The 24,059-nt window shown below is 32.0% G+C and carries 23 protein-coding genes, 1 tRNA gene and 1 other RNA gene; 2 read left to right on the forward strand and 23 right to left on the reverse strand.

Annotation, left to right across the window (positions count from 1 at the left end; genetic code table 11):
• Positions 1-10 precede the first annotated feature (10 nt).
• Positions 11-1,939, reverse strand: coding sequence for a DNA topoisomerase IV subunit B (parE, locus tag KEC48_RS04205; RefSeq protein ID WP_211964616.1), 1,929 nt, complete (start codon positions 1,937-1,939; stop codon positions 11-13).
• A gap of 160 nt (positions 1,940-2,099) precedes the next feature.
• On the opposite strand from parE, the gene plsY reads away from it, so the two are divergent.
• Positions 2,100-2,708 carry a glycerol-3-phosphate 1-O-acyltransferase PlsY gene (gene plsY, locus KEC48_RS04210; protein WP_087360021.1) on the forward strand — a complete coding sequence of 203 codons (609 nt, stop codon included), beginning with the start codon at positions 2,100-2,102 and terminating at the stop codon, positions 2,706-2,708.
• A 28-nt stretch (positions 2,709-2,736) separates the two neighbouring features.
• Here the strand turns inward: plsY and KEC48_RS04215 are convergent, their stop codons facing one another.
• The 17 genes from KEC48_RS04215 to KEC48_RS04295 all read right to left on the reverse strand — a co-directional run bounded on the left by KEC48_RS04215 (position 2,737) and on the right by KEC48_RS04295 (position 20,119).
• Positions 2,737-3,378 carry a histidine phosphatase family protein gene (locus tag KEC48_RS04215; protein WP_205088762.1) on the reverse strand — a complete coding sequence of 214 codons (642 nt, stop codon included), beginning with the start codon at positions 3,376-3,378 and terminating at the stop codon, positions 2,737-2,739.
• A 24-nt stretch (positions 3,379-3,402) separates the two neighbouring features.
• On the reverse strand, positions 3,403-3,603 hold the full coding sequence (locus tag KEC48_RS04220; RefSeq protein ID WP_087360015.1) for a YneF family protein: 201 nt from the start codon (positions 3,601-3,603) through the stop codon (positions 3,403-3,405).
• Positions 3,604-3,668: 65 nt separating this feature from the next.
• A complete protein-coding gene (locus KEC48_RS04225; protein ID WP_087360012.1) occupies positions 3,669-4,019 on the reverse strand; it encodes a hypothetical protein in 351 nt (116 codons plus the stop codon).
• A 71-nt stretch (positions 4,020-4,090) separates the two neighbouring features.
• Positions 4,091-6,064, reverse strand: coding sequence for a transketolase (tkt, locus tag KEC48_RS04230; RefSeq protein WP_211964618.1), 1,974 nt, complete (start codon positions 6,062-6,064; stop codon positions 4,091-4,093).
• Between the two features lie 77 nt (positions 6,065-6,141).
• Positions 6,142-6,369, reverse strand: a complete 228-nt coding sequence (locus KEC48_RS04235; protein ID WP_087359493.1) for a DUF896 domain-containing protein — start codon at positions 6,367-6,369, stop codon at positions 6,142-6,144.
• A 17-nt stretch (positions 6,370-6,386) separates the two neighbouring features.
• A non-coding RNA gene (ssrS, locus tag KEC48_RS04240) (6S RNA) lies at positions 6,387-6,547 on the reverse strand.
• Positions 6,548-6,617: 70 nt separating this feature from the next.
• Positions 6,618-7,904 (reverse strand): pitrilysin family protein, encoded by a 1,287-nt coding sequence (locus KEC48_RS04245; RefSeq protein ID WP_211964620.1) that lies wholly within the window; start codon positions 7,902-7,904, stop codon positions 6,618-6,620.
• Positions 7,891-9,165, reverse strand: a complete 1,275-nt coding sequence (locus tag KEC48_RS04250; protein ID WP_211964622.1) for a pitrilysin family protein — start codon at positions 9,163-9,165, stop codon at positions 7,891-7,893. The genes KEC48_RS04245 and KEC48_RS04250 overlap by 14 nt, the downstream gene beginning before the upstream one ends.
• An 84-nt stretch (positions 9,166-9,249) precedes the next feature.
• Positions 9,250-10,212, reverse strand: a complete 963-nt coding sequence (locus KEC48_RS04255; RefSeq protein WP_087359487.1) for an ABC transporter permease — start codon at positions 10,210-10,212, stop codon at positions 9,250-9,252.
• Positions 10,209-11,318: an ABC transporter permease gene (locus tag KEC48_RS04260; protein WP_087359486.1), complete on the reverse strand. Its 1,110-nt coding sequence runs from the start codon at positions 11,316-11,318 to the stop codon at positions 10,209-10,211. Before KEC48_RS04260 ends, KEC48_RS04255 begins: the two co-directional genes overlap by 4 nt.
• The gene (locus tag KEC48_RS04265) at positions 11,308-12,822 is read right to left on the reverse strand and encodes an ABC transporter ATP-binding protein (RefSeq protein WP_349291055.1); all 1,515 of its coding nucleotides are present in this window, start codon (positions 12,820-12,822) and stop codon (positions 11,308-11,310) included. Before KEC48_RS04265 ends, KEC48_RS04260 begins: the two co-directional genes overlap by 11 nt.
• A gap of 85 nt (positions 12,823-12,907) precedes the next feature.
• Entirely contained in the window at positions 12,908-14,002 is a 1,095-nt protein-coding gene (locus tag KEC48_RS04270) for a BMP family ABC transporter substrate-binding protein (RefSeq protein WP_211964624.1), read from the reverse strand.
• A 136-nt stretch (positions 14,003-14,138) separates the two neighbouring features.
• On the reverse strand, positions 14,139-16,391 hold the full coding sequence (locus KEC48_RS04275; RefSeq protein WP_211964626.1) for a DNA translocase FtsK: 2,253 nt from the start codon (positions 16,389-16,391) through the stop codon (positions 14,139-14,141).
• 76 nt (positions 16,392-16,467) lie between these two features.
• Positions 16,468-18,162 carry a ribonuclease J gene (locus KEC48_RS04280; protein WP_283092211.1) on the reverse strand — a complete coding sequence of 565 codons (1,695 nt, stop codon included), beginning with the start codon at positions 18,160-18,162 and terminating at the stop codon, positions 16,468-16,470.
• Between the two features lie 216 nt (positions 18,163-18,378).
• Positions 18,379-18,957, reverse strand: coding sequence for a dipicolinate synthase subunit B (locus KEC48_RS04285; protein WP_211964629.1), 579 nt, complete (start codon positions 18,955-18,957; stop codon positions 18,379-18,381).
• Positions 18,950-19,747 (reverse strand): hypothetical protein, encoded by a 798-nt coding sequence (locus tag KEC48_RS04290; protein ID WP_211964631.1) that lies wholly within the window; start codon positions 19,745-19,747, stop codon positions 18,950-18,952. Before KEC48_RS04290 ends, KEC48_RS04285 begins: the two co-directional genes overlap by 8 nt.
• 51 nt (positions 19,748-19,798) lie before the next feature.
• Positions 19,799-20,119 carry a hypothetical protein gene (locus tag KEC48_RS04295; protein WP_211964633.1) on the reverse strand — a complete coding sequence of 107 codons (321 nt, stop codon included), beginning with the start codon at positions 20,117-20,119 and terminating at the stop codon, positions 19,799-19,801.
• Between the two features lie 93 nt (positions 20,120-20,212).
• Between KEC48_RS04295 and KEC48_RS04300 the strand changes: the two genes are divergently transcribed.
• On the forward strand, positions 20,213-20,788 hold the full coding sequence (locus KEC48_RS04300) for a hypothetical protein (protein WP_211964634.1): 576 nt from the start codon (positions 20,213-20,215) through the stop codon (positions 20,786-20,788).
• On the opposite strand, the gene KEC48_RS04305 is transcribed toward KEC48_RS04300, so the two are convergent.
• The 5 genes from KEC48_RS04305 to KEC48_RS04325 all read right to left on the reverse strand — a co-directional run bounded on the left by KEC48_RS04305 (position 20,756) and on the right by KEC48_RS04325 (position 23,988).
• Positions 20,756-21,112 (reverse strand): diacylglycerol kinase family protein, encoded by a 357-nt coding sequence (locus KEC48_RS04305; RefSeq protein ID WP_211964635.1) that lies wholly within the window; start codon positions 21,110-21,112, stop codon positions 20,756-20,758. The genes KEC48_RS04300 and KEC48_RS04305 overlap by 33 nt on opposite strands.
• A gap of 295 nt (positions 21,113-21,407) precedes the next feature.
• Positions 21,408-21,484: transfer RNA gene (locus tag KEC48_RS04310), tRNA-Arg, on the reverse strand.
• 131 nt (positions 21,485-21,615) lie between these two features.
• Positions 21,616-22,542 (reverse strand): hypothetical protein, encoded by a 927-nt coding sequence (locus tag KEC48_RS04315; protein WP_211964637.1) that lies wholly within the window; start codon positions 22,540-22,542, stop codon positions 21,616-21,618.
• Between the two features lie 56 nt (positions 22,543-22,598).
• Positions 22,599-23,069, reverse strand: a complete 471-nt coding sequence (locus tag KEC48_RS04320; protein ID WP_087359465.1) for a metallophosphoesterase — start codon at positions 23,067-23,069, stop codon at positions 22,599-22,601.
• 34 nt (positions 23,070-23,103) lie between these two features.
• Complete coding sequence (locus tag KEC48_RS04325) at positions 23,104-23,988, reverse strand: GerMN domain-containing protein (RefSeq protein WP_211964638.1); 885 nt, start codon at positions 23,986-23,988, stop codon at positions 23,104-23,106.
• Positions 23,989-24,059: the final 71 nt, after the last annotated feature.

A 24,059-nucleotide genomic window follows, 5' to 3' on the forward strand; every position in this document is an offset into this window, starting at 1 on the left:
ATAGACCTCCTTACTGATTAATAAAGAATGAATCTTCCAAAGAAAATTGCACATTATCTTCAATCCATTCACGTCTAGGTTCTACTTTATCTCCCATTAAAACAGATACTCTACGTTCTACTAAAGCAGCATCTTCAATGGATACTTGAATGAGTGTACGTGTTTCTGGATTCATGGTTGTTTCCCATAACTGATCCGCATTCATTTCTCCTAAACCTTTATAACGTTGTACAGCATAACCACGACCTATCTGTTTTTTAGCTTTTTCTAATTCATCATCATCCCAAGCATAAATAACTTCCTCATGTTTTCCATTCTTTTTAGATACTTTATATAAAGGTGGTAAAGCAATATAGACTTTTCCAGCTTGAATCAATCCACGCATATAACGATAAAAGAAAGTTAAAAGAAGAACTTGAATATGAGCACCATCCGTATCAGCATCGGTCATGATAATCACTTTTGCGTAATGGGAGTCATCCGCATTAAAATCCGCCCCTACTCCTGCACCGACTGTATTAATAATTGTGCTAATTTCTTCATTTTTTAATATATCAGACATGGCAGCCTTTTCAGTATTGATGACTTTCCCTCGCAAAGGTAAAATAGCCTGATATTTACGATCTCTACCTTGCTTTGCACTTCCTCCAGCCGAATCTCCTTCGACAAGATAAAGTTCTTTTCTCTTTTTATCTTTGGATTGTGCCGGTGCTAGTTTTCCACTTAATATTTTTTCAACTTTTTGTCCTTTTCCTTTTCGTGCTTCTTCACGTGCTTTTCGAGCAGCATTTCTGGCTTGTGAAGCTTTAATCATCTTTTTAACTAATTCATTTGCTGTTTCTTTATTTTCTTCTAGAAAATAATTCACTTGTTCATAAACAACATTTTCAACAATATTTCTTGCTTCAGGCGTTCCTAATTTTGATTTTGTCTGTCCTTCAAATTGTAGTAATGACTCAGGTATTTTGACAGAAATAATAGCTGTTAAACCTTCTCTTACATCGCTACCTTCCAGATTTTTATCTTTTTGTTTTAGTAAACCATATTTTCTGGCATATTCATTAAAAACTTTTGTGAATCCCGAACGAAAACCAGTTTCATGAGTTCCCCCATCTCCAGTTCTCACTAAATTGACAAAGGAAATCAAATTTTCTTGATAGCCATCAGTCATCTGAAAAGCCACTTCAACTTCAATAGGATGAGATACATCATCAAAGGAAACAGTTGTATGTAATGTCTTTTTATCATAATTCAGATATTCAATAAAGGCTTCTAAACCATTATCATATTGGAAAGATTCATGTTTTCCTGTTCTTTCATCTATAATATTCATTTCAATACCTTTTAATAAAAAGGCACTTTCTCTTAATCTTTCACAGATAGTAGAATAATTAAATTCTGTTGTAGAAAAGATATTTTGATTAGGTTTAAAATGAATCGTTGTTCCAGTTTTTGAAGTCTTACCGATCTTTTTTAATGGAGAAATGATTTTCGCTCCGTCTTCAAAACGTTGTTGATGAATCACTCCATCACGATAAACAGTGACCTCCAGCCATTCACTTAAAGCATTTACAACAGATGAACCGACACCATGTAACCCACCAGATGTTTTATAACCACCATCTTCACTAAACTTTCCACCAGCATGTAATATTGTTAAAATGACTTCAGTCGTAGGTTTACCAGAAGCATGAATACCCGTTGGCATTCCACGTCCTTCATCTGCTACACGAATACTATTATCTTTTCCAATTGTTACTGTGATTTTTTTACCGAATCCAGCCAATGCTTCATCAATAGAATTATCAACAATTTCCCAGACAAGATGATGTAAACCTCTTGAATCTGTTGAACCAATATACATACCCGGACGCTTTCTTACGGCTTCCAGTCCTTCTAGAATTTGTATATTAGACTCATCATAATGATTTGCTTTCATATCTGATTTCCTCCTTTTCCAATTTTATAATTATATCAAAAACATTGATATATTGCTAGAGAATTCATATCATACCAAATTTCTTGAATTTTCGCAAATCTTTTAAAAAAATTGATTTTTCTTCTTTTTTATGTATAATAGGTGACGGGGAAGTGAAAAAATGGATATATTGATATATTGCTTATTAATAGTAATGGGTTATTTATATGGATCTATTCCTTTTGCATTAGTGATTGGAAAATTATTTTATCATACAGATGTAAGAAATAGTGGTTCAGGAAATTTAGGTGGCACGAATGCTGGACGAGTGCTTGGAAAAAAAGCAGGATTATCAGTCATTATTTTAGATGCTTCTAAATGCTGTATTTCTATACTGATTGCTGGAACAGTTGCTAAATACATGAAACTTGATATGAATATTATTTATCCATGTGCTTTAGCTTGTGTGATTGGTCATTGTTATCCTCTATTTGCTGGATTTAGAGGTGGAAAAGCTGTATCTGTAGCAATTGGATATGCTTTAATGACAAATATCTATGCTTTTGTTGTAGCTTTAATTATCTTTATGGTGACATTAAAGATTTCTAAATATGTTTCATTGGCTTCGATTTTAGCAGCTATTTCTATTGCTGTAATCTCTCCATTTATTGGTTATAGCATGATTGGTATAATTACAAATATATGCATTGTTGCCTTGCTTGTTTATAAACATCGCAGCAATATTCAAAGATTAAGAAATGGTACAGAAAATAAAATTACATGGATGTAAAAACCTGAATGTTAAAACACTCAGGTTTTTATTTTGCAAAACTGGCATTCATGACATGGGGTAAGAACTGGTGTTCATTGTATGAAAGAATCTGGTATGAACCATGATTTTCTTCAACACATGTAAGAGAGCATCCTTCAACAATTTGTTGATTAATGGAAACCAGTTCTTTTTGTGTTAAGCCTAAAAAAACAGACATAAAAATAACAAAGCACATTCCATGCGTTACAATCATAACTTGACTGTCTTGAGGTAATTGTTTTAAATCTTGTAAAAAACTTTTAACTCTTTCTATGACTTCTTGATAGCTTTCACCATGAGGAATGCGATCAAACTGTTCTGGATGATTCCATAACTGATCATAGAGTTTATGGTGATAAGTTAATAAATCAACGATTTTCTGTCCTTCAAAATCACCAAAATTCATTTCCATTAAACGTTCATCCATGGTAATATTCTGCTTATCAAAGAGTAGACAAGCTGTCTGATAAGCACGAGGAATAGGACTTGAATACACATAATCAAATTGAAACGAATGTTCTTGAAGATAATTTTTTAAAGCCAGAGCATTTTCTACTCCATCTTGAGTCAGTGGAGAATCTAAACGCCCCTGCAGTCTTTTTTCTTCATTCCAGACTGTTTTAGAATGACGTGTGATATATATCTTCATATACGAAAAAATAAGGGAATCCCCTTATTTATACTGATCATTAATGCTTTTCATAATTCGTTTGATTTGTGTTTCATTTGGTTTACGTCCCATTTCCATGAACATAGCACGAATCATTTTTTCATTAATTGGTGGATTCTTTCTTAAGTTCTTCTTGAAGAAATAACGGGCAGCAAAGAATCCTATAACAAGACCTATTAAAAGTCCTAAAACGCCATATAACATCTTTCTATCCTCCATTCAACTACCAAAATATTATAGCATAATTTTATGCTTTTTGCAAAATGATTTCAATATATCATATAAAAGTTTTTTGAAAAAGACGATATGATATTAAATAAATCATGACGTTCTCCTTTTTCTTCAATATTTAAATCAAATTCATTCATAGTCATCAACATTTTTTCACCTGTAATAGGATTTGTGAGCTGATGTATTCCATGATAATAAGAATAATCTTCGCGTGATTGAATAGCGTGAAGAATTTTTTCTTTTTCATCAGACATATTAGAAAAAATAAGTTCCACTTGTTTTGTTTTATACATATTATCCTGATTTTGATAGATTGCCATTAAAAAAGAAGGATATTTTTGAGCTAAATCAATATATTGTTCTTTAATACATACAATTTTATATTTCATTTTCATCACCATATCAATTATAACTCATATCCATAGCAAATCCTGTCAAAAAAAGAACCTGTATCAGGTTCTTAAAGCGATAAATAAGTTTCTACAAGATGATCAACAGTAAATCCATATTTTTCAATGACCACAGCTGCTGGAGCACTTGCTCCAAACTGATTAACAGAAATCACTTTTCCATCTAAACCAGCATATTTATGCCATCCAAAATCACATGCCATTTCAATAACTACACGTTTTCTGATATTTGATGGTAAAATCATTTCTTTATAGGCTTCATCCTGCGCATCAAAAAGTTCCATTGAAGGCATAGAAACCACACGAACATCATGACCTTGTTGATATAAAGCTTCCTGAGCTTTCATTGCTAATTCCAGTTCACTTCCTGTTGCAATCAAAATACCATCTAATTGTCCCTTTTCTTTAGAAACAATGTAAGCGCCATGACAGACATCATCATATGTTGCATGAGTAAAGTTTGTTACATTTTGTCTTGTTAAAATGAGTGCTGTTGGTCGATCATTTGTTTCTATTGCTTTTTTCCATGCTGCACACATTTCATAAGCATCTGCTGATCTGATCACTTGAATATTTGGAATTGAACGTAACATTGCTAATTGCTCTACAGGTTGATGAGTAGGTCCATCTTCTCCTACAGCAATTGAATCATGTGAAAGTGGTAAAATAATTGGTAATTTCATCAAGGAAGACATCCTTAATGCAGCTTTAAAGTAATCACTGAAAACCATAAATCCACCAGCGGCTACTTTTATTCCTTTATGCAATGCCATTCCATTCATAATAGCAACCATTGCAAATTCACGAATACCAAAGAATAAATTACGTCCACCATAATTTTCACAGCTGAAACGTTCAGCATTTTTTATAATTGTTTTTGTTGAAGAAGCTAAATCAGCTGTTCCAGATAAAAATGTTGGGTTCTGTGCCGCAATAGCATTAATGAGCTTTTCACTTGTGACACGTGTTGCTTCACTTATTCCATCCTGATATTCTTGCATAAACGCTTCTTCATCAAAAGCATATTCATCATTGATATTTTGAAATAATTCATGATACAAATCTGGATATGCTTCTTTATATGAATCCATCATTTTATTCCATTTATTGTAAGCACGTTTTCCACGATTGAAAACATTCTTTTGAAAATCTTTATAAACTTCATCTGGTATGAAGAATGGGTCATATTCATAACCATACTGCTTCTTTGCAAATTGTCCATCTTCTTCACCAAGAGGTGCTCCATGAACTTTACTTGTTCCTTGATTTTGAGAACCAAAACCAATAATCGTATTCACAATAATTAAAGATGGTTTATAAATTTCTTTTTTAGCTTTTTTAATTGCTTTTGCGATGGCTTCATAATCATTACCGTCTTCTACCTTAATGACTTGCCAGTTCATCGCTTCATAACGTTTTTTGACATCCTCGCTAAAAGAGTAATTCAAAGGTCCATCTAAAGTCACATTATTAGCATCATAAAGAACAATCAGTTTACCTAAAGAAAGATGTCCTGCTAAAGAAGATGCTTCATAAGTTACACCTTCTTGCATATCACCATCACCACATAAAACATAGGTATGATGATCAATCACATCATAATCTTTTCGATTGTATCGAGATGCTAAAAAAGCTTCAGCCATTGCCATTCCTACTGCCATAGGAATACCTTGTCCTAAAGGCCCACTAGAAGCATCCACACCATCTGTTAATTCCACTTCTGGATGTCCTGGTGTACAGCTTCCCCATTGTCTAAACTGTTTTAAATCATCCATTGTTAACTGGAAACCAGATAGATGTAATAAACTATATAATAATGAAGATGCATGTCCACTTGCTAAAACAAAACGATCACGATTAAGCCATTGAGAATGTAATGGAAAGACTTTTAATTCTTTTGTAAATAAAGAATATAAAGCAGGAGCAGATCCCAGCACCATTCCCGGATGCCCAGAATTTGCTTTATTAATCATATCTATCCCAAGTGACCTAATTGCTGCAATTGATAGTTCAGATTGATTCATTATCTCATTTTTCCTCCTTATAACACACTAACATTATACACAAAAACATATGAATATCAAACAAGTTTTGACATATTCTAACATTTCTTTGTTTTTTGACGTAGAGAAGGTGTGACATCATGTCCTTGAGGATCGACAACTTTAACATTTTGAAGTTGTTGTTGAAAACCTTTTCTAAACAAACGCAAATATTCCTGGCGTAATTCCTGCTGTCTTTTTTTCTCTTTTTCGCTAAGACCAACTGTTTTGCTTTTTCTGGCAAGTTCATTAATTTCATGAATCATTTCATCAGTTATTTTTTCCATGCTTTCCTCCTCAAAAAGAAAAACCTAAGAGTTTTTTAGATTAATCCCTGGTATATGCAGGTGGGTATCTTGTGTCCAATTTTAGGATCCCTATTCGTGACAGGTTTTCAACACCATTAGACAACAGTCAGATTCCCTTATCTATCGTGTAGGAAATACATATATCTCTTAGGTCAATCACATTATAACATAAAATTTGATTGTGTAAATAGTGAAATCTTTCATTCTATGAAATGTCTTTTATTTCTTTATTGAATTTGTGGCAAAATAGTAAATGAAGTCGCATAATGTTCATCAAATAAATCCCTTAAAGACATTAAATCATCCATTGTTAAAGCATTTAAACAATCAATAAGATCAAAAATCATAATTCCTTCAAAATAATAACGACTAAACATATTCGCAATACTTTCAGGACTATTAAATAAAGATATCATGATACCCATTGTTTTTTTCTTTAAACGTAAAAAATCTTCTTGACGAATATCATATTCATGAATATGTTCTATAAAATAAAGAATCTTCTCTTTTAATTGTTCTGGGTAAAGTGTATCTCCCCCAATTTGTAAAAAACAATAATCTCTTTCCTGGGTAAATTGAGCACTAAAACTATCATTAATTAATTCTTCATTTAACCATTCATCATATAAAGATGAACTTTTTGCAAAGAAAATATCAAGGAATAAATTCATAGCCAGTTCTCTTTTTAAACGTTCTTGAGGCTTTGTTAAAATCGTGTTGATTTTCATGGACACAATGATTTTTGGCATTGTTACATCTATATGTAAAACAGCCTCTTTTTGAGCAACATCTAAAGGTTCGTTCACAACAGCTCTTTGGATTGGATTTTCCTTAGAAAAATGTTTTTGTTGTTGATTGTCTTGAATCAGCTTCATGATTTCATCAGGGTTAATATGACCAACCACAAATAACATCATTTGACTAGGATGATAGAACGTATGATAACATTTTTCTAATGTTGCTTTATCAATAGAAGCAACTGTTTCCACAGTTCCTGCAATGTCAATTTTAACAGGATGATGCTGATATAAATTTTGAATACTTCCAAAATAACAACGCCAATCTGGATCATCATCATACATTCCAATTTCTTGGTTAATAATTCCTTTTTCTTTTTCTACATTCTCATCTGTCAAATAAATGTCTTGTACAAAATCAAGTAATAATTCAATACATTCTTTTTCATGACTAGTTGTACTAAATAAATACGCTGTACGTGATGATGATGTGAAGGCATTCGTACTTGCCCCAAGTTTAGCAAATGCTTCACTGGCATCACCATCTTCCATCTCGAACATCTTATGTTCCAGAAAATGGGCAATACCATCTGGAACCTTTATCATGTCTTGTTCATGCAAAGGAACAAAAGTCGTATCTACAGAGCCAAAGCGTGTTGAAAATAAACCATAAGTTTTGGAAAAACCTACTTTAGGTAAGAGATAAACTTTTAAGCCATTAGGCATTTCTTCAAAATAAAGTGTTTCTTTAAGTGTTGGATATTTAATGACTTTCATGGAACTCCTTTCCTGTAAGGAAGTAAATTGTATCTAATTTCACCTTTTTAGCAACATCTACAATTTCTTCTAAAGTTACATTCATTAATTTTTCAATATATTCTTCACTTGTTTCACGAATATGTGTAATATCACGATTATAAGCTAAAGCAATCATGCTTCCTGCTTCATCATTTGTTTTTTTCAAGGCATTGACAAGCATTATTTTAGCCAGATACAGCTCATCATTATTAACATGACCAGCTTGGATATCGGCTAATTGCTCTCCAATAAGATGTAATGTTTTACGATAATCATTGGCTTCAATACCTGCATTAACAATCATCATTCCATTAAATGCGTCATAGCTTGAAGACACATAATAACATAAACTATGTTTCTCCCTTACAACCTTAAAAAGGCGTGATTGTGAAAAACCACCAAAAATAGCATTAAATACTGTAAAGGCATAATGAAATGGTGATGTAAAATCACATTGAATCTGATAACCTAGATTTAATTTTGATTGTGTAATATCCTGTTTTTCAATGACTTCAAGTAAATCTTGACGGGGACTTTCAAAAATATAAGCTGAAGGATAATCATGACAATGAGAAGGAAACTTTAAAATACGTTCAAAAACATTGACAATGTCATCAGGTAAACCTCCTACCACATAGACATGTTTTTCATCTTCTTTAATACATTTTTGAAGATATTGATAAAGTTGTTGAGATGTAATGTTTTGAATTTCTTCTTCATATCCTGTACTTGGAATACCTAGCACTTGTCCTCTACCCATGTATTCAAATAATTTGTCTAATGAATAAGAAAATTTATCATCCTTGTTAGCCTGTAGTTTTTCTTGAAGTTCTTTTTTCTTTAATTGCACAATAGATGGATGAAAACCATCATTGTCAAGATAAGGGTGATAAAATAGGTCACTGATTAATTGTAACTGTTTTTCCAGAAGATGTTCTGGTGATGGTAAATAAGCATCATTAACAAAACTTGTCGCAACATTGATAATATGTGATTGCCCTTTCGTTGTAATATGTGTTGATAAACTTGCCCCATAATTTTCATCTAAATAAGTCGCTAAAGACTGTGTCGATGGATAATCTTGAGTGGCTGCCATTAAGACAAATGTCAATAGTGTTCTTATTGTTGTTGTTTCTTTCAATAATGGACTTTGTAATCTTAATGAAATGGTCATTGTTTTAAATTTTTTTGTTGGGATAAGATGTAAAGTATATCCCGCCATTTGATAGACGTTTTCCATAAATAACCTCCAATTCTTATACACATATATTATACTCAAATTTCTACAAATTAAAATAAAAAAGACCAAGAGATTCTCTTGATCTTAACGTTTTCCTTTATCAAACGGTTCTCCCTCAGCACGAGGTGCTGCAGAATGTTTAGAAGTAAAGGCTAATAAAATAAGCGTCGCTACATATGGTATTAATTTATAAGCTGTTGCTGGTAGTGAAAGTGTTGCTAAAAAAGGAATAGATGTATATGTATATGCAATCGTTTTTGTTGCTCCAAAGAAGAAAGCAGCACCTGCAATACGCCAAGGCTTCCAATTCCCAAAAATCAACACAGCTAATGCCAAGAAACCATATCCAGCCACATTACAGTTAAATTCGGTACTAATTGGTAAGATATAAATTAATCCCCCAACTCCAGCTAGAAAACCAGAAATCACAACACCTAAATAACGCATTTTATATACACTAATACCAGCCGCATCAGAAGCCTGTGGATTTTCTCCACATGATCTCAGTCGTAAACCAGTCTTTGTTTTCATTAAGAAAACATAAGAAATCACTAAAATCAGTAAACCAATAAAAGTTGTTAAATAACAATTTTTAAAGAATAAATCTCCAAGAATTGGAATTTGTGATAAAATAGGAACTTCTACAATTCTAAATTGATTTTCAAACATGACACTTTGAACACCATCTTGAATTGTCTTTGCAATAAATAAACCAAATGCAGGAGCAAACAAGTTTAAAGCTGTCCCACTAATTGTCTGATCTGCTTTAAGATGAATAGAAGCAAAAGCATGAAGAAGTGAAAAGAGTGCTCCTACAATACCTGAAATAAGTAAAGCGACTAACAATAATGCCTGACCACTCATGATTTGATGTGTCTGCATATAATTCATAAAGAAAACACCAAAGAAACCACCAAGAATCATAATTCCTTCCAGAGCAATATTAATAACCCCACTGCGTTCTGAAAACATACCACCCAAAGCAACAACTAATAACGGAATAGCAAACAATAAAGTTTGGGCAAATAAGAAATAAACAATACTCATGATTCATGCCCTCCTTCTGTTATTTTTTCTTTTTTATTTTTTAACTTACTAAAAATCATTTTAATAAATAAAGTAAACGAACTGAAGTAAATAATAGAAGCTACAATAATATCAATGACTTCAATAGCAATATTTAATGATTGCATGTAGTTTCCACCAACATTAATATATCCAATAAATAAAGCTGCAAAAATACATCCTATTGGATTATTAAATCCTAATAAAGCAACTGGAATCCCATTAAAACCTTCAGCTGGTAATGCTTCGGAAATAGCTAAAGTTTTTCCTGTCCCAGATAAATAAGCAATAGCTCCTCCAACACCAGAGAAAAAACCAGCAATGGCCATTGACATAATAATACATTTTTTCTCATTCATACCAGCATATTTAGCGGCATTTGGATTATAACCACAAGCTTTTAATTCATAACCAAAAGTTGTCTTATTCATGATAATATAAGCAACAACACACAATAAAATGGCAATGATAATTCCAAAGTTAATATTAGAATCAGGGAATATTTTATCAAGACCAAAAGCAGGAATCGCTTTATCGGCAGGGACAGAATAAGATTCAGCACCAGCAGGATTATAAATTGTTGCTTTAATACCTTCAATAACAAGTAACATACCAATATAATTACACATAATACATGAAATAACGACATTGACATTACGATAAGCTTTCAAGACACCAGGAATAACAGCCCATAAAGCCCCAGCAATTCCTGCAGCAATAATACAAACAAGCCATAAAATAGACTGTGGAATAAAAGTACATTTTAATGCAATGAAAACAGCAGTAAAAGCACCAACAATATATTGTCCCGGAGTTCCAATATTAAATTCACCACATTTAAAAGCAAAGGCTACAGAAAGTCCAGTCATCATAATGGGCACAGCCAAATAGAAAACTTGTCCTAAACTTTTTGCACCACGATAAAAGCCACCTGTTAAAAGTAATTTCAATCCTTCAAGAGCATCTTGTGGATTGGCAATTAAAATAATAACAAATCCAAAAAGAAGTCCTAAAGCAATAGCAATCAAAGATGAAGCAAAAGATTTTGAACCTTCTTTTTTCAATAATAATGAAATTTTATTTTTCATATCCTTCACCTCTCTTTGATCCAGCCATATAAAGTCCTAATTCTTTCACATCAATATCTTTTGGATTTAAATCAGCTACAATTTCACCTTCATACATAACCAAGATACGATCACTGATATTCATGACTTCATCTAATTCCAAAGACACTAATAAAACAGCTTTTCCATCATCACGATGTTTCACTAATTGTGAATGAATAAATTCAATTGCTCCTACATCCAAACCTCTTGTTGGCTGAACAGCAATCAATAAATCAGACTGGCTATCAATTTCTCTAGCAATAATGGCCTTTTGCTGATTTCCTCCAGACATGCCTCTAGCAATAGATTTTCCACCTTCACCAGAACGCACATCAAATTTTTGAATCAGTTTATCAGCATAGGCCTTCATTTTATCAAAACGAATAAAGCCATGTTTTTGAAATTCTGGTTTATCATAATTTCTTAAAATCATATTTTCAGCTAAAGAATAATCAAGCACAAGTCCATGTTTATGTCTATCTTCTGGAATATGTGCCATTCCCATATCACTACGTTTACGAATAGAAGCCTTTGTGATATCTTCACCCTTCAAGAAAATATGCCCTTTTTGAATAGGAACCATTCCTGTTAAAGCATAAACAAGTTCACTTTGACCATTGCCATCAATACCGGCAATACAGACAATCTCTCCTCGTTGAACATGGAAGGATATATTCTTAAGTAAATCTTTATGTGCTGTCTTTGGGTGATAAGTCAGATTTTCTACTCTTAAAACTTCATCTCCTAATTGAGGTTCGGCTTTTTCTACATTAAAATTGACTTTTCTTCCAACCATTTTTTCAGATAGTTCTTCCTTAGAAACCTCACTGACATTTACAGTATCAATGTATTTCCCCTTACGTAAAATTGTACAACGATCTGCCACAGCTTTAATTTCGTTTAGTTTATGAGTAATAAAAATAATAGATTTTCCCTCTTTGATAAGTCCCTTCATAATATGCATTAGCTCATCAATTTCCTGTGGTGTTAAAACAGCTGTTGGTTCATCAAAAATTAAAATATCATTATCTCTAAATAACATTTTTAAAATTTCAACACGTTGCTGCATACCAACTGTAATATCTTCAATATAAGCATCAGGATCAACATTGAGATGATACTTCTGTGATAGTTCCATGACTTTTTTACGAGCATCAGCAGTTTTCAGGAAACCAAATTGAGCATCCTCTACGCCTAAGATAATATTCTCTAAAACAGTAAAGTTATGAACAAGTTTAAAATGCTGATGAACCATTCCTATAGCATATTTATTTGCATCATTAGGATTATGAATTTTCACTTCTTGACCATTAATTTTAATTATCCCTTCATCGGGTTGATACAGACCAAATAAAATACTCATCAAGGTTGATTTTCCAGCACCATTTTCCCCTAATAATGCATGAATTTCACCTTGTTTGACTTGTAGATTAATATGATCATTGGCCTTAATACCGGGAAATTCTTTTGTAATATTTAACATTTCTATTGCATAATCCAAAACTCTCACCTCTTTTATATTTACAATATTTTTTAAAAAAGAGTAGGCACAAACCTACCCCTTTCCACTATTTTTCATAAGATACAGTTACATTTGTTAAAACATCTTTTAAAGTTTTTGTATTTGGATCTCCTTGAGCATCCTTTTCAACATCATCATTTGTAATGATTTTAACTGTTTCATTTTTTACAGTTTCAAAAACTTTTTCATAATCAGTTTGTGTGAATTTTTTAAATCTTGAAAAATCATCAGATAATCCTACATAGTCACCTTCAGCATTTAAAATATGTAATCCACCTTCAAAAGTTCCTGCATAAACAGCAGCTATTTCATCAGCAACAGTTTTCTTAACACCTTTCATAGCTGAAGTTAATACAGTCTGACTTGCATCTTTTTGATCACTATCAACACCAATAGTCATTTTATTTGTTTGTTCAGCAGCAGCAAAGATTGAGTTACAGATTTGTCCACCACAAGAGAAAATAATTTCAGTTCCTGTGTTATACCATCCAGCAGCTTTTGACTGAATATCTGGAGATTCATTAAATGAACCTGTATATGTATATTTCACTTCTACTTGAATTCCTAATTCTTTAGCAGCATCATTTGCACCTTGTAAATAACCATAACCATAGTTAATAACAGCAGGTAAACTAATACCACCCATGAAACCTAATTTTGTATAACCTTCTTTAACAGCAGCATATCCTGCTAAATATCCCGGTTGTGCTTCTTCATATTTTGCACAGTAAACATTTTTAGCTGGTTCAGCAGGTGTTTCTTCTGCTTCAGCAGGTGTTCCATCAATTAAGATAAAGCTTACATCTGGATATTCATTTTGAATATTTGCAATTGTCTGATTAAATTTGTAACCAGGACAAACAACAATTTTTGCTCCATTTTCAATTGCATTTTCAATTTGTTGAGTATAACCTGCTGTATCAAAACTTGATGGTTTATAATATTTTGTACCCACCTTATTTTTATCACCATATTCCTCAACCGCTTCCCATGCAGATTGATTAAATGATTTGTCAGAGATTGTTCCCTGATCAGTAACAAGTGCGATTTCTGGAGTTTTGTCTTCTGAATCTCCTCCACCACTACCACATCCTACCAGCACCATAGATAATGCCAATAAAGACGCAAACATTTTCTTCATACTTTTTCCTCCTTTAACATTCTACCCTTATTTTAACATCATTTTCACAAAATAAAAAGAGAAAACGACAAATATCTTTGTAATCAGTCATTTTCTCTTAATGATAAAATAAAATTATATTGATAAAATCAATGTTTTATAGATCTTCTTCATGGTATTGTCGAATATAAACTTCTCGTGGTTTACTGCCAAGTTGTGGTCCAATGACACCATCTTCTTCTAAACGATCGATAATACGTGCCGCTTTATTATAACCAATTCTAAATTTTCTTTGCAATAAAGAAGTTGATGCTTTTTGAGCCTGTATCACAAATTCTCGACACATTTCATATTCTTCATCTTCTTCATCAAAACTATCATGACTTTGTGATGAAGACAACGATTTGACATTAACATATTTATCTTCATAGACAGCTTCCTGTTGCGAAGATACATAATGGACAATAGCTGCAACTTCTTCATCAGTGACAAAACATCCCTGTACCCTTGTCGGAGATGATGATCCCATTGGTGAAAAAAGCATATCACCTTTTCCTAATAGTTTTTCAGCTCCAGATGTATCAAGAATAGTACGTGAATCAATGCTTGAAGAAACAGCAAAAGCGATACGTGAAGGGATATTCGCCTTAATGACACCCGTAATAATATCAGTTGAAGGTCTTTGTGTTGCGACAATCAAATGAATACCAGCCGCACGTGCCATTTGTGAAATACGCATGATACAATCCTCAACATCTTTACTGGCCACCATCATCAAATCAGCAACCTCATCAAGAATAATCACATGATATGGCAATATTTCTTTTTGATCGTCTTCATGTTCATGATTATATTTTTTAGCAAGTTCGTTATATCCTTGAATGTTTCTGGCATTTACACTGGCGAATAAATCATAACGTCTTTCCATTTCAGCAACAACTTCACGTAAAACAGCTGCTGCCTTTTTAGGATCAGTCACAACCGGTGCCAATAAATGTGGAATACCATTATATACAGATAATTCAACCTTTTTAGGATCAACCAGAATCAGTTTAACTTCATCCGGTCTGGCACGCATTAATAATGATGATATAATCGTATTGACACAAACAGATTTTCCAGAACCTGTTGCTCCAGCGATTAAAAGGTGGGGCATTTTATCTAATTGGGCAAAAACTGGTTGACCTGACACATCTTTCCCTAATGCAACAACAAGAGGATTATGTTGAAATTTGGATTGAGATAATAAATTTTTCAAAACATCTTTAAATCCAACAACTGCCCCACTTTGATTAGGCACTTCAATACCAACATAAGGTTTACCCGGTATAGGGGCTTCAATTCTGATATCCGCAGTTGCAAGGGCTAATTTAATATCATCTTGTAACTGTAAAATTTTATTGACTCTTGTGCCGATTTCCAGCTTGAGTTCATATTTTGTAATGGTTGGACCAATAAAGGCATTTTCAATTGTAGCATTCACACCAAATTGTTTAAGTACAGTTGTTAATCTTGTCGCATTCTTTTGAGCTGCACTTCTTTCTTTATTGGCATTGTGTGTTGATTTTGTTGACAATAATGATAAAGGTGGCAACTGATAATGGGATAAATCTGTTTGAACAGGTGTTTCCTCAACAGGTTCTTCTAATTTTTTTTCTTTCTTTTGGAGAGTTTTTTTCTCTTTAATATCTATTTTCATCTGATCTTGATCAAACTCAAAAGCACTCGTTATTTCTGGATCTATTTTTTCTTCATGTTGATCTTCAAAAGCAGAATCAGGGAAAAGAGGAATTTCTTCATCTTTAGACATAAAGTCAAAAAAGTGTGATTTTTTCTTTAAAACAATAGTCTGTACAGGAGGTTCCTGTGGTTCCTTCTTTTTTTGTTTCTTTTTATCTTTTTGATGCTGAAAATAAAGCTTACTAAAAATCAAAGCCAACCCAATTATCAAAATAATAACAGAAAAAATCAAAGCACCTAAACTTTCAAACAAGGCACTCAACACACCATAAAAACATGTTCCAATCAAGCCACCTTTGTTCATTTGCTGACTTTGAATATATGTAGAAATGATCCCTAGTCCACTGACCTTGGATTGTCCCGGAATAGAAGCCATCGTCAAAACACTAGCAAATACAGCATAAATACCAATTGCTTCTGGTCCATTGAAACGTGGAATCTGTGCTTTCCATAAAATATAAAAGCAAAGGATAAGCAATGCCAGATAAACAACACCATATAAATGACCTGTTAAAAAAGCAAAACAATTATGCATTCCCTGTCCAATAAAGCCTAAACGTAAAGCTGATACAACAATAGCAAATATACCAAATAATACAATAATTCTTAAACGTAGTTTTTCCTCTAAAATCTGATTTTTAGATTTTTTAGAACGTTTTGATTTTGCCATCATGCTCACCTTCTTTCAATTTTTCATTATAACAAAATCTCCCATTAATGAAAAGAAAAAGCAAGATTTCTCTCGCTTATATTTCAACAACAACACCAATAAAAACAGGTTTCTTGCCAGTTTCTTTCATAATATATTTCATTGATTGTTCTTTCATCATACTTCTAATTTCAGCAATTTCCATGTCTGGATTATCTTTTAATTGTCCTACAACTTTCTCACATATTTCAATCACATGTTTAATCACATATTCTGAATCTTTAAGATAAACAAATCCTCTTGTCTGACAATCTGTTTGAGCAACAATATCCTTTGTTTCTCTTGATATTGTTAAACCAACAACGACAACACCATCATTAGCAAGTTGAATACGATCATCAATGACCTTTTCTCCAACATCTCCAATACCAATACCATCAATCATCACATCATCTATTTCAAAGACATCTCGTGTATCTAATAAACGTCCATCTTCAAATGTGATACGTTCACCATTATCCATAATGATAATACGTTCATCTGGAATATCCATATCTTTGGCTATTTGCTGATTAAAGATAAAATGCTGATATTCACCTTTCATTGGAATATAGTATTTTGGTTTAAAAATCTGAATAATAACTTTAATATCTTCTTTAGAAGCATGCATTGAAAATAAATCTTTATTTTTCAATAAATGCACATGAGCATCTGTTTTATATAAACCATTATGTGCTTTATTGGCAATCTTTTCAGTTCCTGGTAAAACTGGAGAAGCGACAATAAATGTATCCCCTTTTCTTAATTTTAATAAATCATCGCCACCATCAATAATATCACAAATATCATGATAAATACGTCTAGGACTTCCGCTTAACAAAATAACATAGTTACTATCATATTGAGGCTGTCCAATCTTATCTTTATCTCCCAATAAATGATCTTCAACATTCAAAACAGGTTTTTTAGATCTTTGAGCAATTCTCAATAAAGTATTCGTATTATCATATTTATCACGACCATAAAAGACAATCTGGCGTTTGTATTTTTTTGTCAGCTCAATGATTTCCTGTGTTCTAAAAACATTTTGAGCATAACTTGAAATAATAATTCTTTCATAACTATCTTCAAAAATACGATCAATTTTATTTGTTAATTTGTGATTTGGTGAAGTATAGCCATCATGTTTTGCGCCAGAAGATTCTACTAATAAAGCCAGAACCCCTTTCTTCCCTATTTCCATCATTTTTTGAATATCACATTGAAATTCCTTAGGAGCTCCAAAATCAATAATAAATTCACCACTATAGACAAGATAGCCATGACTTGTCCATAAAGCAACACCAACACTTCCCGGAATAGAATGTGTCACTGGAAAAAATTCAACAGGAACACCTTGAATATCAATCGATGCATTACGATGAACAGGTTGTAAATCCAAATCAATTTTGACACGATTATGACGTTGAAAACGTTCAATCATTTGTTTGATAAGAAGTGCCGTTAAACGTGTTGCATAAACTGGAGCATGAATGATCTGCAATAAATAAGGTAATGCCGCCATAGCATCATCATGACCATGTGTAATAATAATGGCAGCGACCTGACCAGCTCTTTCTTCTAAATATGTAAAACTAGGAATGATGACATCAACACCTAGTTTATCAGAATCAGGAAAACGAAAACCTGAATCGATGATAAAAATCTTATTATTAATTTCAAAACAATACATACTTTTGCCCATTTCGGCTTGTCCGCCCATAGGTATCAATTTTATGACATCATTTTTCATTCTTTCACCCTTTCATTTCATATTGACTCTTTAATATCATTATACATTTGTTTTGCATTTGTGTATAGATTTTTTCAAAAAGTATGAATATCATAACATATTCTCTTTGATGCTTCAAATCATTTTCTGATATTTTTCAATAAGCAGGTTTCATTTTCACTTTAAAATAACGATTTCTCACAATAATGCTCTTATTTTGATATATAATATCATTCATTAAACTTTTTTATATCCCAAGATAAAAGGCTGATATTGTTGATGTAAGAAAGCAGCTTTTAATGTATTGACGACTTTATTCTTATCAGCAATCATACTCTGTGGTTTCTTTTGATAATGATCTTGAAACATCGGAACAAAATAATAATTTTTCTTATTAAACAGAGATAAAAGATGAACACCACTACTAGAAAGAATGTCATTTGAATAAACACCTAAAACAATAGGAATCTGATTACGAACACAAGATTTGACAAGCATCGTTACACAATTATCATTAATCCCCAAATCTATCTTATTCAATGTTGTGGCATCACAAGGATAGACAACAACAGCATCAAGTTGAGGATGAGGACCATAAATTTCGGCTTCTTGAATTGTCGTATGCACTTTTTTACCTGTTATATTCTGAATATGTGATATTAACTCAGAATGTGAATAAAAACGTGTATCCATCTTATAAACATGCGGTGTTACAAATACCTCTACCTCATAGTTTTGACAAAGTTGTTTTAATACATCAAGCATATCATCCATACTACAAAATGAACCCGTTACAGCAAATCCAATTTTATTCATGATTGATTTCCCTTTCTATTTGATCTGCCATCATTTTTCCAGCATAACCATAGGCATATTTACTGGGAATAGATGGTAAAATAATACTGTTGAAACCTTTAGTTAAGGCATAATGATGATCGACCCCATAAGGATAGGAAGCTATATCTAGAATCATCATATGAGAATGTGCCTGATCCAAATGCTTAGGAGTGACAATTTGTGATGGAACGGTATTAATCAAAATTTCACAAGACGATAAATCCATATCTTGAAGACAATACGGCTTTGCATGAGCTTTTTTAATATCGTCAAATAACTGATTATTTCTTACACCGACATGAACACAAGCCTGTAAAGCCACTAGTGCTTTGACAATTGCTTTGCCACAATGACCATAACCTAAAACATGAACTTGACTTTGATATAATGGAAAACGACGATGTGAAATCAAATAAGCAAGCATACCTTCAGCTGTTAATAGACTATTTTGATTGATGAAATATTCATCATCCAAAAATGCTTCATATTCAAAATGATATTGTTTACCTAATTCCTCCAAATAACGATTATGCACGATTGTAAAGATTTTTGTATGTGGTTGCAATTGTTTCCATATACTGTCTTCTACCACAATCGTTTCATGATGCAAGAAAAGATGATTTTTGCAATCAACACCCTTCATTCCTAAGTAAATCATCTGACAAAAACGCAAATCACTCCACTCATCTGTGACATAATAACCTTGACGAATCAATTCTTCCATTAATTCCTGTCCACGTAAATCATCATGATTAACAAAAACAAGCATTCCTAGTCACCTCATTTTAAAATATGAATTCTTTTGAATTTGGTGATAGTTTTATGAACAAAAAATATTTTTTTGATTTTCAATCTGTTCATCTAATATTTGCATAAACATAGATAAATGTGGCAAAATATAATCAGATGCTTTCCATACTAATTCCTTTTCATCCTTGATTTCATCTGTTATTTCAAGCTGATAATGGACAACCATAAGATAGTTGTATGTATCTTCATGAACCCCTACTTTGGCTTCCACAATAACATCCTTTATTGTTTGAGATTCTGTTGGTAAAAGATGGCATGTCATATGAATCTTCTTTCCAAAAACTTCCATATCATTCATTAAAATATTCATTTCTTTTAAATTAACTTTCATTTTTTTATCCTCCTACTATTTATATATACATTTTTTATGGATTTTTCTTTTTATTTTTGAAAAAAGTATATAATTTTTTCAAGAGGTGTCATTATGTCTTATTTTTTCATTTTTCTTTTTACTTTTTTTATTGCAACAAGAAAAGATATTATCTACAACAACATTACTGGTGTTTCAACCATTCCCGAATATCACTTTGTTGTGATGGTTTATACCATCATCTGTGCTATATTTTTTGCTTATCAGACATATCGCCATTTTCATTATTTATATCATTATCCTTTGTATATTCCTTTTCTTATTGTATTCGCAACACTATCTATGTGTATTGGAAGTTTTTGTCCTTATACGGATACGCCAACATGGTTATCATCTGTCCATGTATATGCTTCTATGTCAGCCTCCATTCTTTTTATCATTCTCTTACAAATCTATACCCATGAACTCTCACTTCAATTTCCAGATATCTATTTACAGACACATTGGATTTTTCATGTCGGTCTACAGGTTCTTGTTCTTTTGTTTCTTGTCAGTGGAGCTATTACTGGCATGATAGAAATATTATATGTCTTTTTTATCTGTTTATATCTTTATGCCATTGATCGACAAATGAAAAAAGTAAGTCATATGACTTACTCAGTTAAACAATTTTGGAATAAAAATCATTAAACCAATAATAACAGAAGCCATCGCACTTACCAGCACAGCCCCTGCCGCTGTGTCTTTTGCTGTTTTGGCAAGTGGATGAATTTCATGTGTACATAAATTCACAACTGCTTCAATAGCAGTGTTCACTAATTCTAAAGAAATAACTAAAGCAAACAAAAGAATACAGATAAACCATTCCATAACAGATAAATGAAATATGAAACCACATATCACAACAAACAACATAAAGAGAATATGAATCTTGATATTTCTTTCTTTTTGAATACAATGTATAATTCCTGAAATAGCATAACCTAAACTTTTATAAAATGGATCTTTATGCATAATATTTATATCAAGTTTATGAACTTGATACTTTCCTCCTTCTACAAAAACAATTTTTTTGATATTATCATCTTTTCAAATTATAGCATAGAAAGACAATAGGCTCTAGTTGTTTTACAATAAAAAACTTTCAAATTGGATGAACTTTATAAAATCATTTATGATAACATATATCATCTGCTTTCTATTTTAATAATATATCTTATTTAATGATTCTTATAAAACATAAAAAAAGAATCAACTCATTGAAGAAAGTTGATTCTATAAACCTTGATAAATCAAGGCAATTTACAAATGGCGTCCACGGAGGGATTCGAACCCGCGACCGCACGCTTAGAAGGCGTGTGCTCTATCCAGCTGAGCTACGTAGACATCTGTTTTTCGACTGCTCATATATATTAGCATAACATTTTAGAACATGCAAGAGTTTTTTTACTTTTTTATAAAAAAATTCATATAAAAAAATCAGTATCTCCATGATAGGAAAACTGATTTATCAAAACTTAGTTTTTATGTGTCATTTTCTGAATGAGATGATCCATAACATTACGAGAAATACCTAATCGATGACAAAAATAATCTTTTATGTCTTCCATTGATTTCCCTGCCAGTTCTCTTTCATCAATACCCAATTGAGCCATTGCATCTTTCACTTGATCATACATTTGTGTATTTCCTTGCTGATATTGATTAACCATCTCGTCATAAAATGCTTGAGCATCATTTATTTTTTGATCATCAATTTGATGAAGACGTTCAAATTCTTCGTGAATCTTGTATAATTCATCAACTTCTTCACTATCTAATCCCAGCTCATCAAAAAATTCCCATGCTCTTGAACAAAGATGTTCCAATTCATAACAATAATTTTCTTCATCCAATCCTTCAATGATTTGGAGTTCTTGGCTCAATTCATTCATGAAAGTTTTTTCTTCTTGATTCAATTCTAGATCCTCATAAACATCTCCTGCAAGATCATTAAGAACAATCGAAATATAATAAGCTACTTTTTCATGAACGGTCATCTTTAAATCAATATGTAAGCCTGTCACTTGCGAAAGGATATCTAGAAAAACTTCTGGATCAATGGTTTGACGTCTAAAAGCAAAACCTCCTTGTGCAGTTTTCACAATTGCTTTCACACTAGGATTTTGATGATGTTTTTCCAACTGTAAACTTTTAATCTCATCAAAGTGAATATGTCCAGTTTGTCCTAACTGAAAATAAAGTGCTTCTGGTGTGATTATCATTCCCTGACTGCCATCCTGTTCCTGACTGGCATCTATAAAAGCAACAACATTCAAGATATCTGGACTTCCATAAGCGTATATAGCAAAACTTATTTGAGGTGGCAATTGATCTTTTAAATATAATTGACCATTGACAACTAATTTTTGATCTATATCAAAAGCTAATTTTTCATCTGACATCATGATTCCTCCCATACATTTCATTGAGATGTTTTTATACCTCAATGAAAATCACTTTATTTTTGTATCTTTTTTAGACGAAAATCAAGTTTTCCATTATCAATCAATAAAACACCATAACTTCTATCACTACCACCACGTGGTAATGTTGTTGAACCGGGATTAATGTAGTAAAAATCTCCATCCTTTTCAAACATAGGCATATGTGTATGTCCTGATATCAATACACGACAATGATGTCTGGTTAGAAGATCATTCATTACCAGTTCCCTGTTAAAATATCCAAAATACTGCCCATGTGTAATAAAAATAGGAACTCCTTCTACATTTAAACGCGCTTCTTTTGGCAAATCTAAAGACCAGTCATTATTTCCTTTAACACAAATAAAACCCTCAAGGACTCTGATATCATATGCCTCACTATCGCCACAGTGAACGAAATAATCAGCCCCCTGTTCCTGTTCTTTCACATAGTCTATCATTGATTGATCACCATGATTATCTGACATAATTACAATTTTTTTCATTTTCATCACCTAGACTTTATTATACCAAAAAATTTCACATTTTAATATAATTAGAATGAATTTGTGATGTTTCCTGACTTCTGACATTTTCTCCATTAATATAAATTTGCACATCTTCAACATCGTTTAATGATTTTAATGACAAAATCATTAATTCTTCTAAAGTACGATCAATCGTTTCATTATCTAATAAAATGTGTGAATCCAATTCGAGTGTTAAAATATGATCTTTTAATGTTGCATCTAACAGATGAATCTTACTATTAATATGATTTAAAATTGTTTTCACTTGAAGAAACAAATCAGCTTGTTCATGAATTCTTAATATTTTAGGAACATAATAAAGATAATCACCTACAGTCTTTTCTTGATAAACCATGACAGGAATACTTTCATGTAAAAAAGTAGATGCATCTTCAAAATTATTCAATCCTAAATCTTTGGTTAAATGATTTAAAGGAATTGTACTATTAGGTAAATGAGAAATATCTTGACCATCAATCTGTAGATATAACTGCTCAACTTGATCATAATCAGTCAAAACATAAGTCAATGCTTCAATAACGTTGAAATCATTATGCTGGGTATATAAAAAATCATTAAAACTGACAGTTAAAATATGATTATTGAGTTCGATAGATTGAATTTCCAACTGTGCATCAAGAACCGGATATAATCCATAGGTCTGTAATTGGGAAGATTGCATCAGATCTATCTTATTTCGTATATCTGTTTCCATCTCCATTTGATTATGCAGATTAATACTGACTGGTATCAAATCATGATCCTGATCTTGGAAAATAACAGTTTGTATATAAGTTTCATTCGCTTCCTGTTTTTGATCTTGATTTAAATAAAACCATGAAAATGTACTTAAACAAACAATCAAAAGAGCTACGACAACAACCTTCTTATCCATGTTTCCACCTCAAAACAGAATATGATGAAGCCTTTAAAAATATGATAAAAAAAGATTCTCGAAAGAACCTT

This window comes from Clostridium sp. C1 (assembly GCF_018223625.1).
GTDB lineage: Bacteria > Bacillota_I > Bacilli_A > Erysipelotrichales > Coprobacillaceae > Allocoprobacillus.

What these genes read in the sequence shown, in the direction of transcription:
- parE (WP_211964616.1), bottom strand. Translation starts at nt 1,939, where the DNA reads ATGAAAGCAAATCATTATGATGAGTCTAATATACAAATTCTAGAAGGA.
- plsY (WP_087360021.1), top strand. Translation starts at nt 2,100, where the DNA reads ATGGATATATTGATATATTGCTTATTAATAGTAATGGGTTATTTATAT.
- KEC48_RS04215 (WP_205088762.1), bottom strand. Translation starts at nt 3,378, where the DNA reads ATGAAGATATATATCACACGTCATTCTAAAACAGTCTGGAATGAAGAA.
- KEC48_RS04220 (WP_087360015.1), bottom strand. Translation starts at nt 3,603, where the DNA reads ATGTTATATGGCGTTTTAGGACTTTTAATAGGTCTTGTTATAGGATTC.
- KEC48_RS04225 (WP_087360012.1), bottom strand. Translation starts at nt 4,019, where the DNA reads ATGAAATATAAAATTGTATGTATTAAAGAACAATATATTGATTTAGCT.
- tkt (WP_211964618.1), bottom strand. Translation starts at nt 6,064, where the DNA reads ATGAATCAATCTGAACTATCAATTGCAGCAATTAGGTCACTTGGGATA.
- KEC48_RS04235 (WP_087359493.1), bottom strand. Translation starts at nt 6,369, where the DNA reads ATGGAAAAAATAACTGATGAAATGATTCATGAAATTAATGAACTTGCC.
- KEC48_RS04245 (WP_211964620.1), bottom strand. Translation starts at nt 7,904, where the DNA reads ATGAAAGTCATTAAATATCCAACACTTAAAGAAACACTTTATTTTGAA.
- KEC48_RS04250 (WP_211964622.1), bottom strand. Translation starts at nt 9,165, where the DNA reads ATGGAAAACGTCTATCAAATGGCGGGATATACTTTACATCTTATCCCA.
- KEC48_RS04255 (WP_087359487.1), bottom strand. Translation starts at nt 10,212, where the DNA reads ATGAGTATTGTTTATTTCTTATTTGCCCAAACTTTATTGTTTGCTATT.
- KEC48_RS04260 (WP_087359486.1), bottom strand. Translation starts at nt 11,318, where the DNA reads ATGAAAAATAAAATTTCATTATTATTGAAAAAAGAAGGTTCAAAATCT.
- KEC48_RS04265 (WP_349291055.1), bottom strand. Translation starts at nt 12,822, where the DNA reads ATGTTAAATATTACAAAAGAATTTCCCGGTATTAAGGCCAATGATCAT.
- KEC48_RS04270 (WP_211964624.1), bottom strand. Translation starts at nt 14,002, where the DNA reads ATGAAGAAAATGTTTGCGTCTTTATTGGCATTATCTATGGTGCTGGTA.
- KEC48_RS04275 (WP_211964626.1), bottom strand. Translation starts at nt 16,391, where the DNA reads ATGGCAAAATCAAAACGTTCTAAAAAATCTAAAAATCAGATTTTAGAG.
- KEC48_RS04280 (WP_283092211.1), bottom strand. Translation starts at nt 18,162, where the DNA reads ATGAAAAATGATGTCATAAAATTGATACCTATGGGCGGACAAGCCGAA.
- KEC48_RS04285 (WP_211964629.1), bottom strand. Translation starts at nt 18,957, where the DNA reads ATGAATAAAATTGGATTTGCTGTAACGGGTTCATTTTGTAGTATGGAT.
- KEC48_RS04290 (WP_211964631.1), bottom strand. Translation starts at nt 19,747, where the DNA reads ATGCTTGTTTTTGTTAATCATGATGATTTACGTGGACAGGAATTAATG.
- KEC48_RS04295 (WP_211964633.1), bottom strand. Translation starts at nt 20,119, where the DNA reads ATGAAAGTTAATTTAAAAGAAATGAATATTTTAATGAATGATATGGAA.
- KEC48_RS04300 (WP_211964634.1), top strand. Translation starts at nt 20,213, where the DNA reads ATGTCTTATTTTTTCATTTTTCTTTTTACTTTTTTTATTGCAACAAGA.
- KEC48_RS04305 (WP_211964635.1), bottom strand. Translation starts at nt 21,112, where the DNA reads ATGCATAAAGATCCATTTTATAAAAGTTTAGGTTATGCTATTTCAGGA.
- KEC48_RS04315 (WP_211964637.1), bottom strand. Translation starts at nt 22,542, where the DNA reads ATGTCAGATGAAAAATTAGCTTTTGATATAGATCAAAAATTAGTTGTC.
- KEC48_RS04320 (WP_087359465.1), bottom strand. Translation starts at nt 23,069, where the DNA reads ATGAAAAAAATTGTAATTATGTCAGATAATCATGGTGATCAATCAATG.
- KEC48_RS04325 (WP_211964638.1), bottom strand. Translation starts at nt 23,988, where the DNA reads ATGGATAAGAAGGTTGTTGTCGTAGCTCTTTTGATTGTTTGTTTAAGT.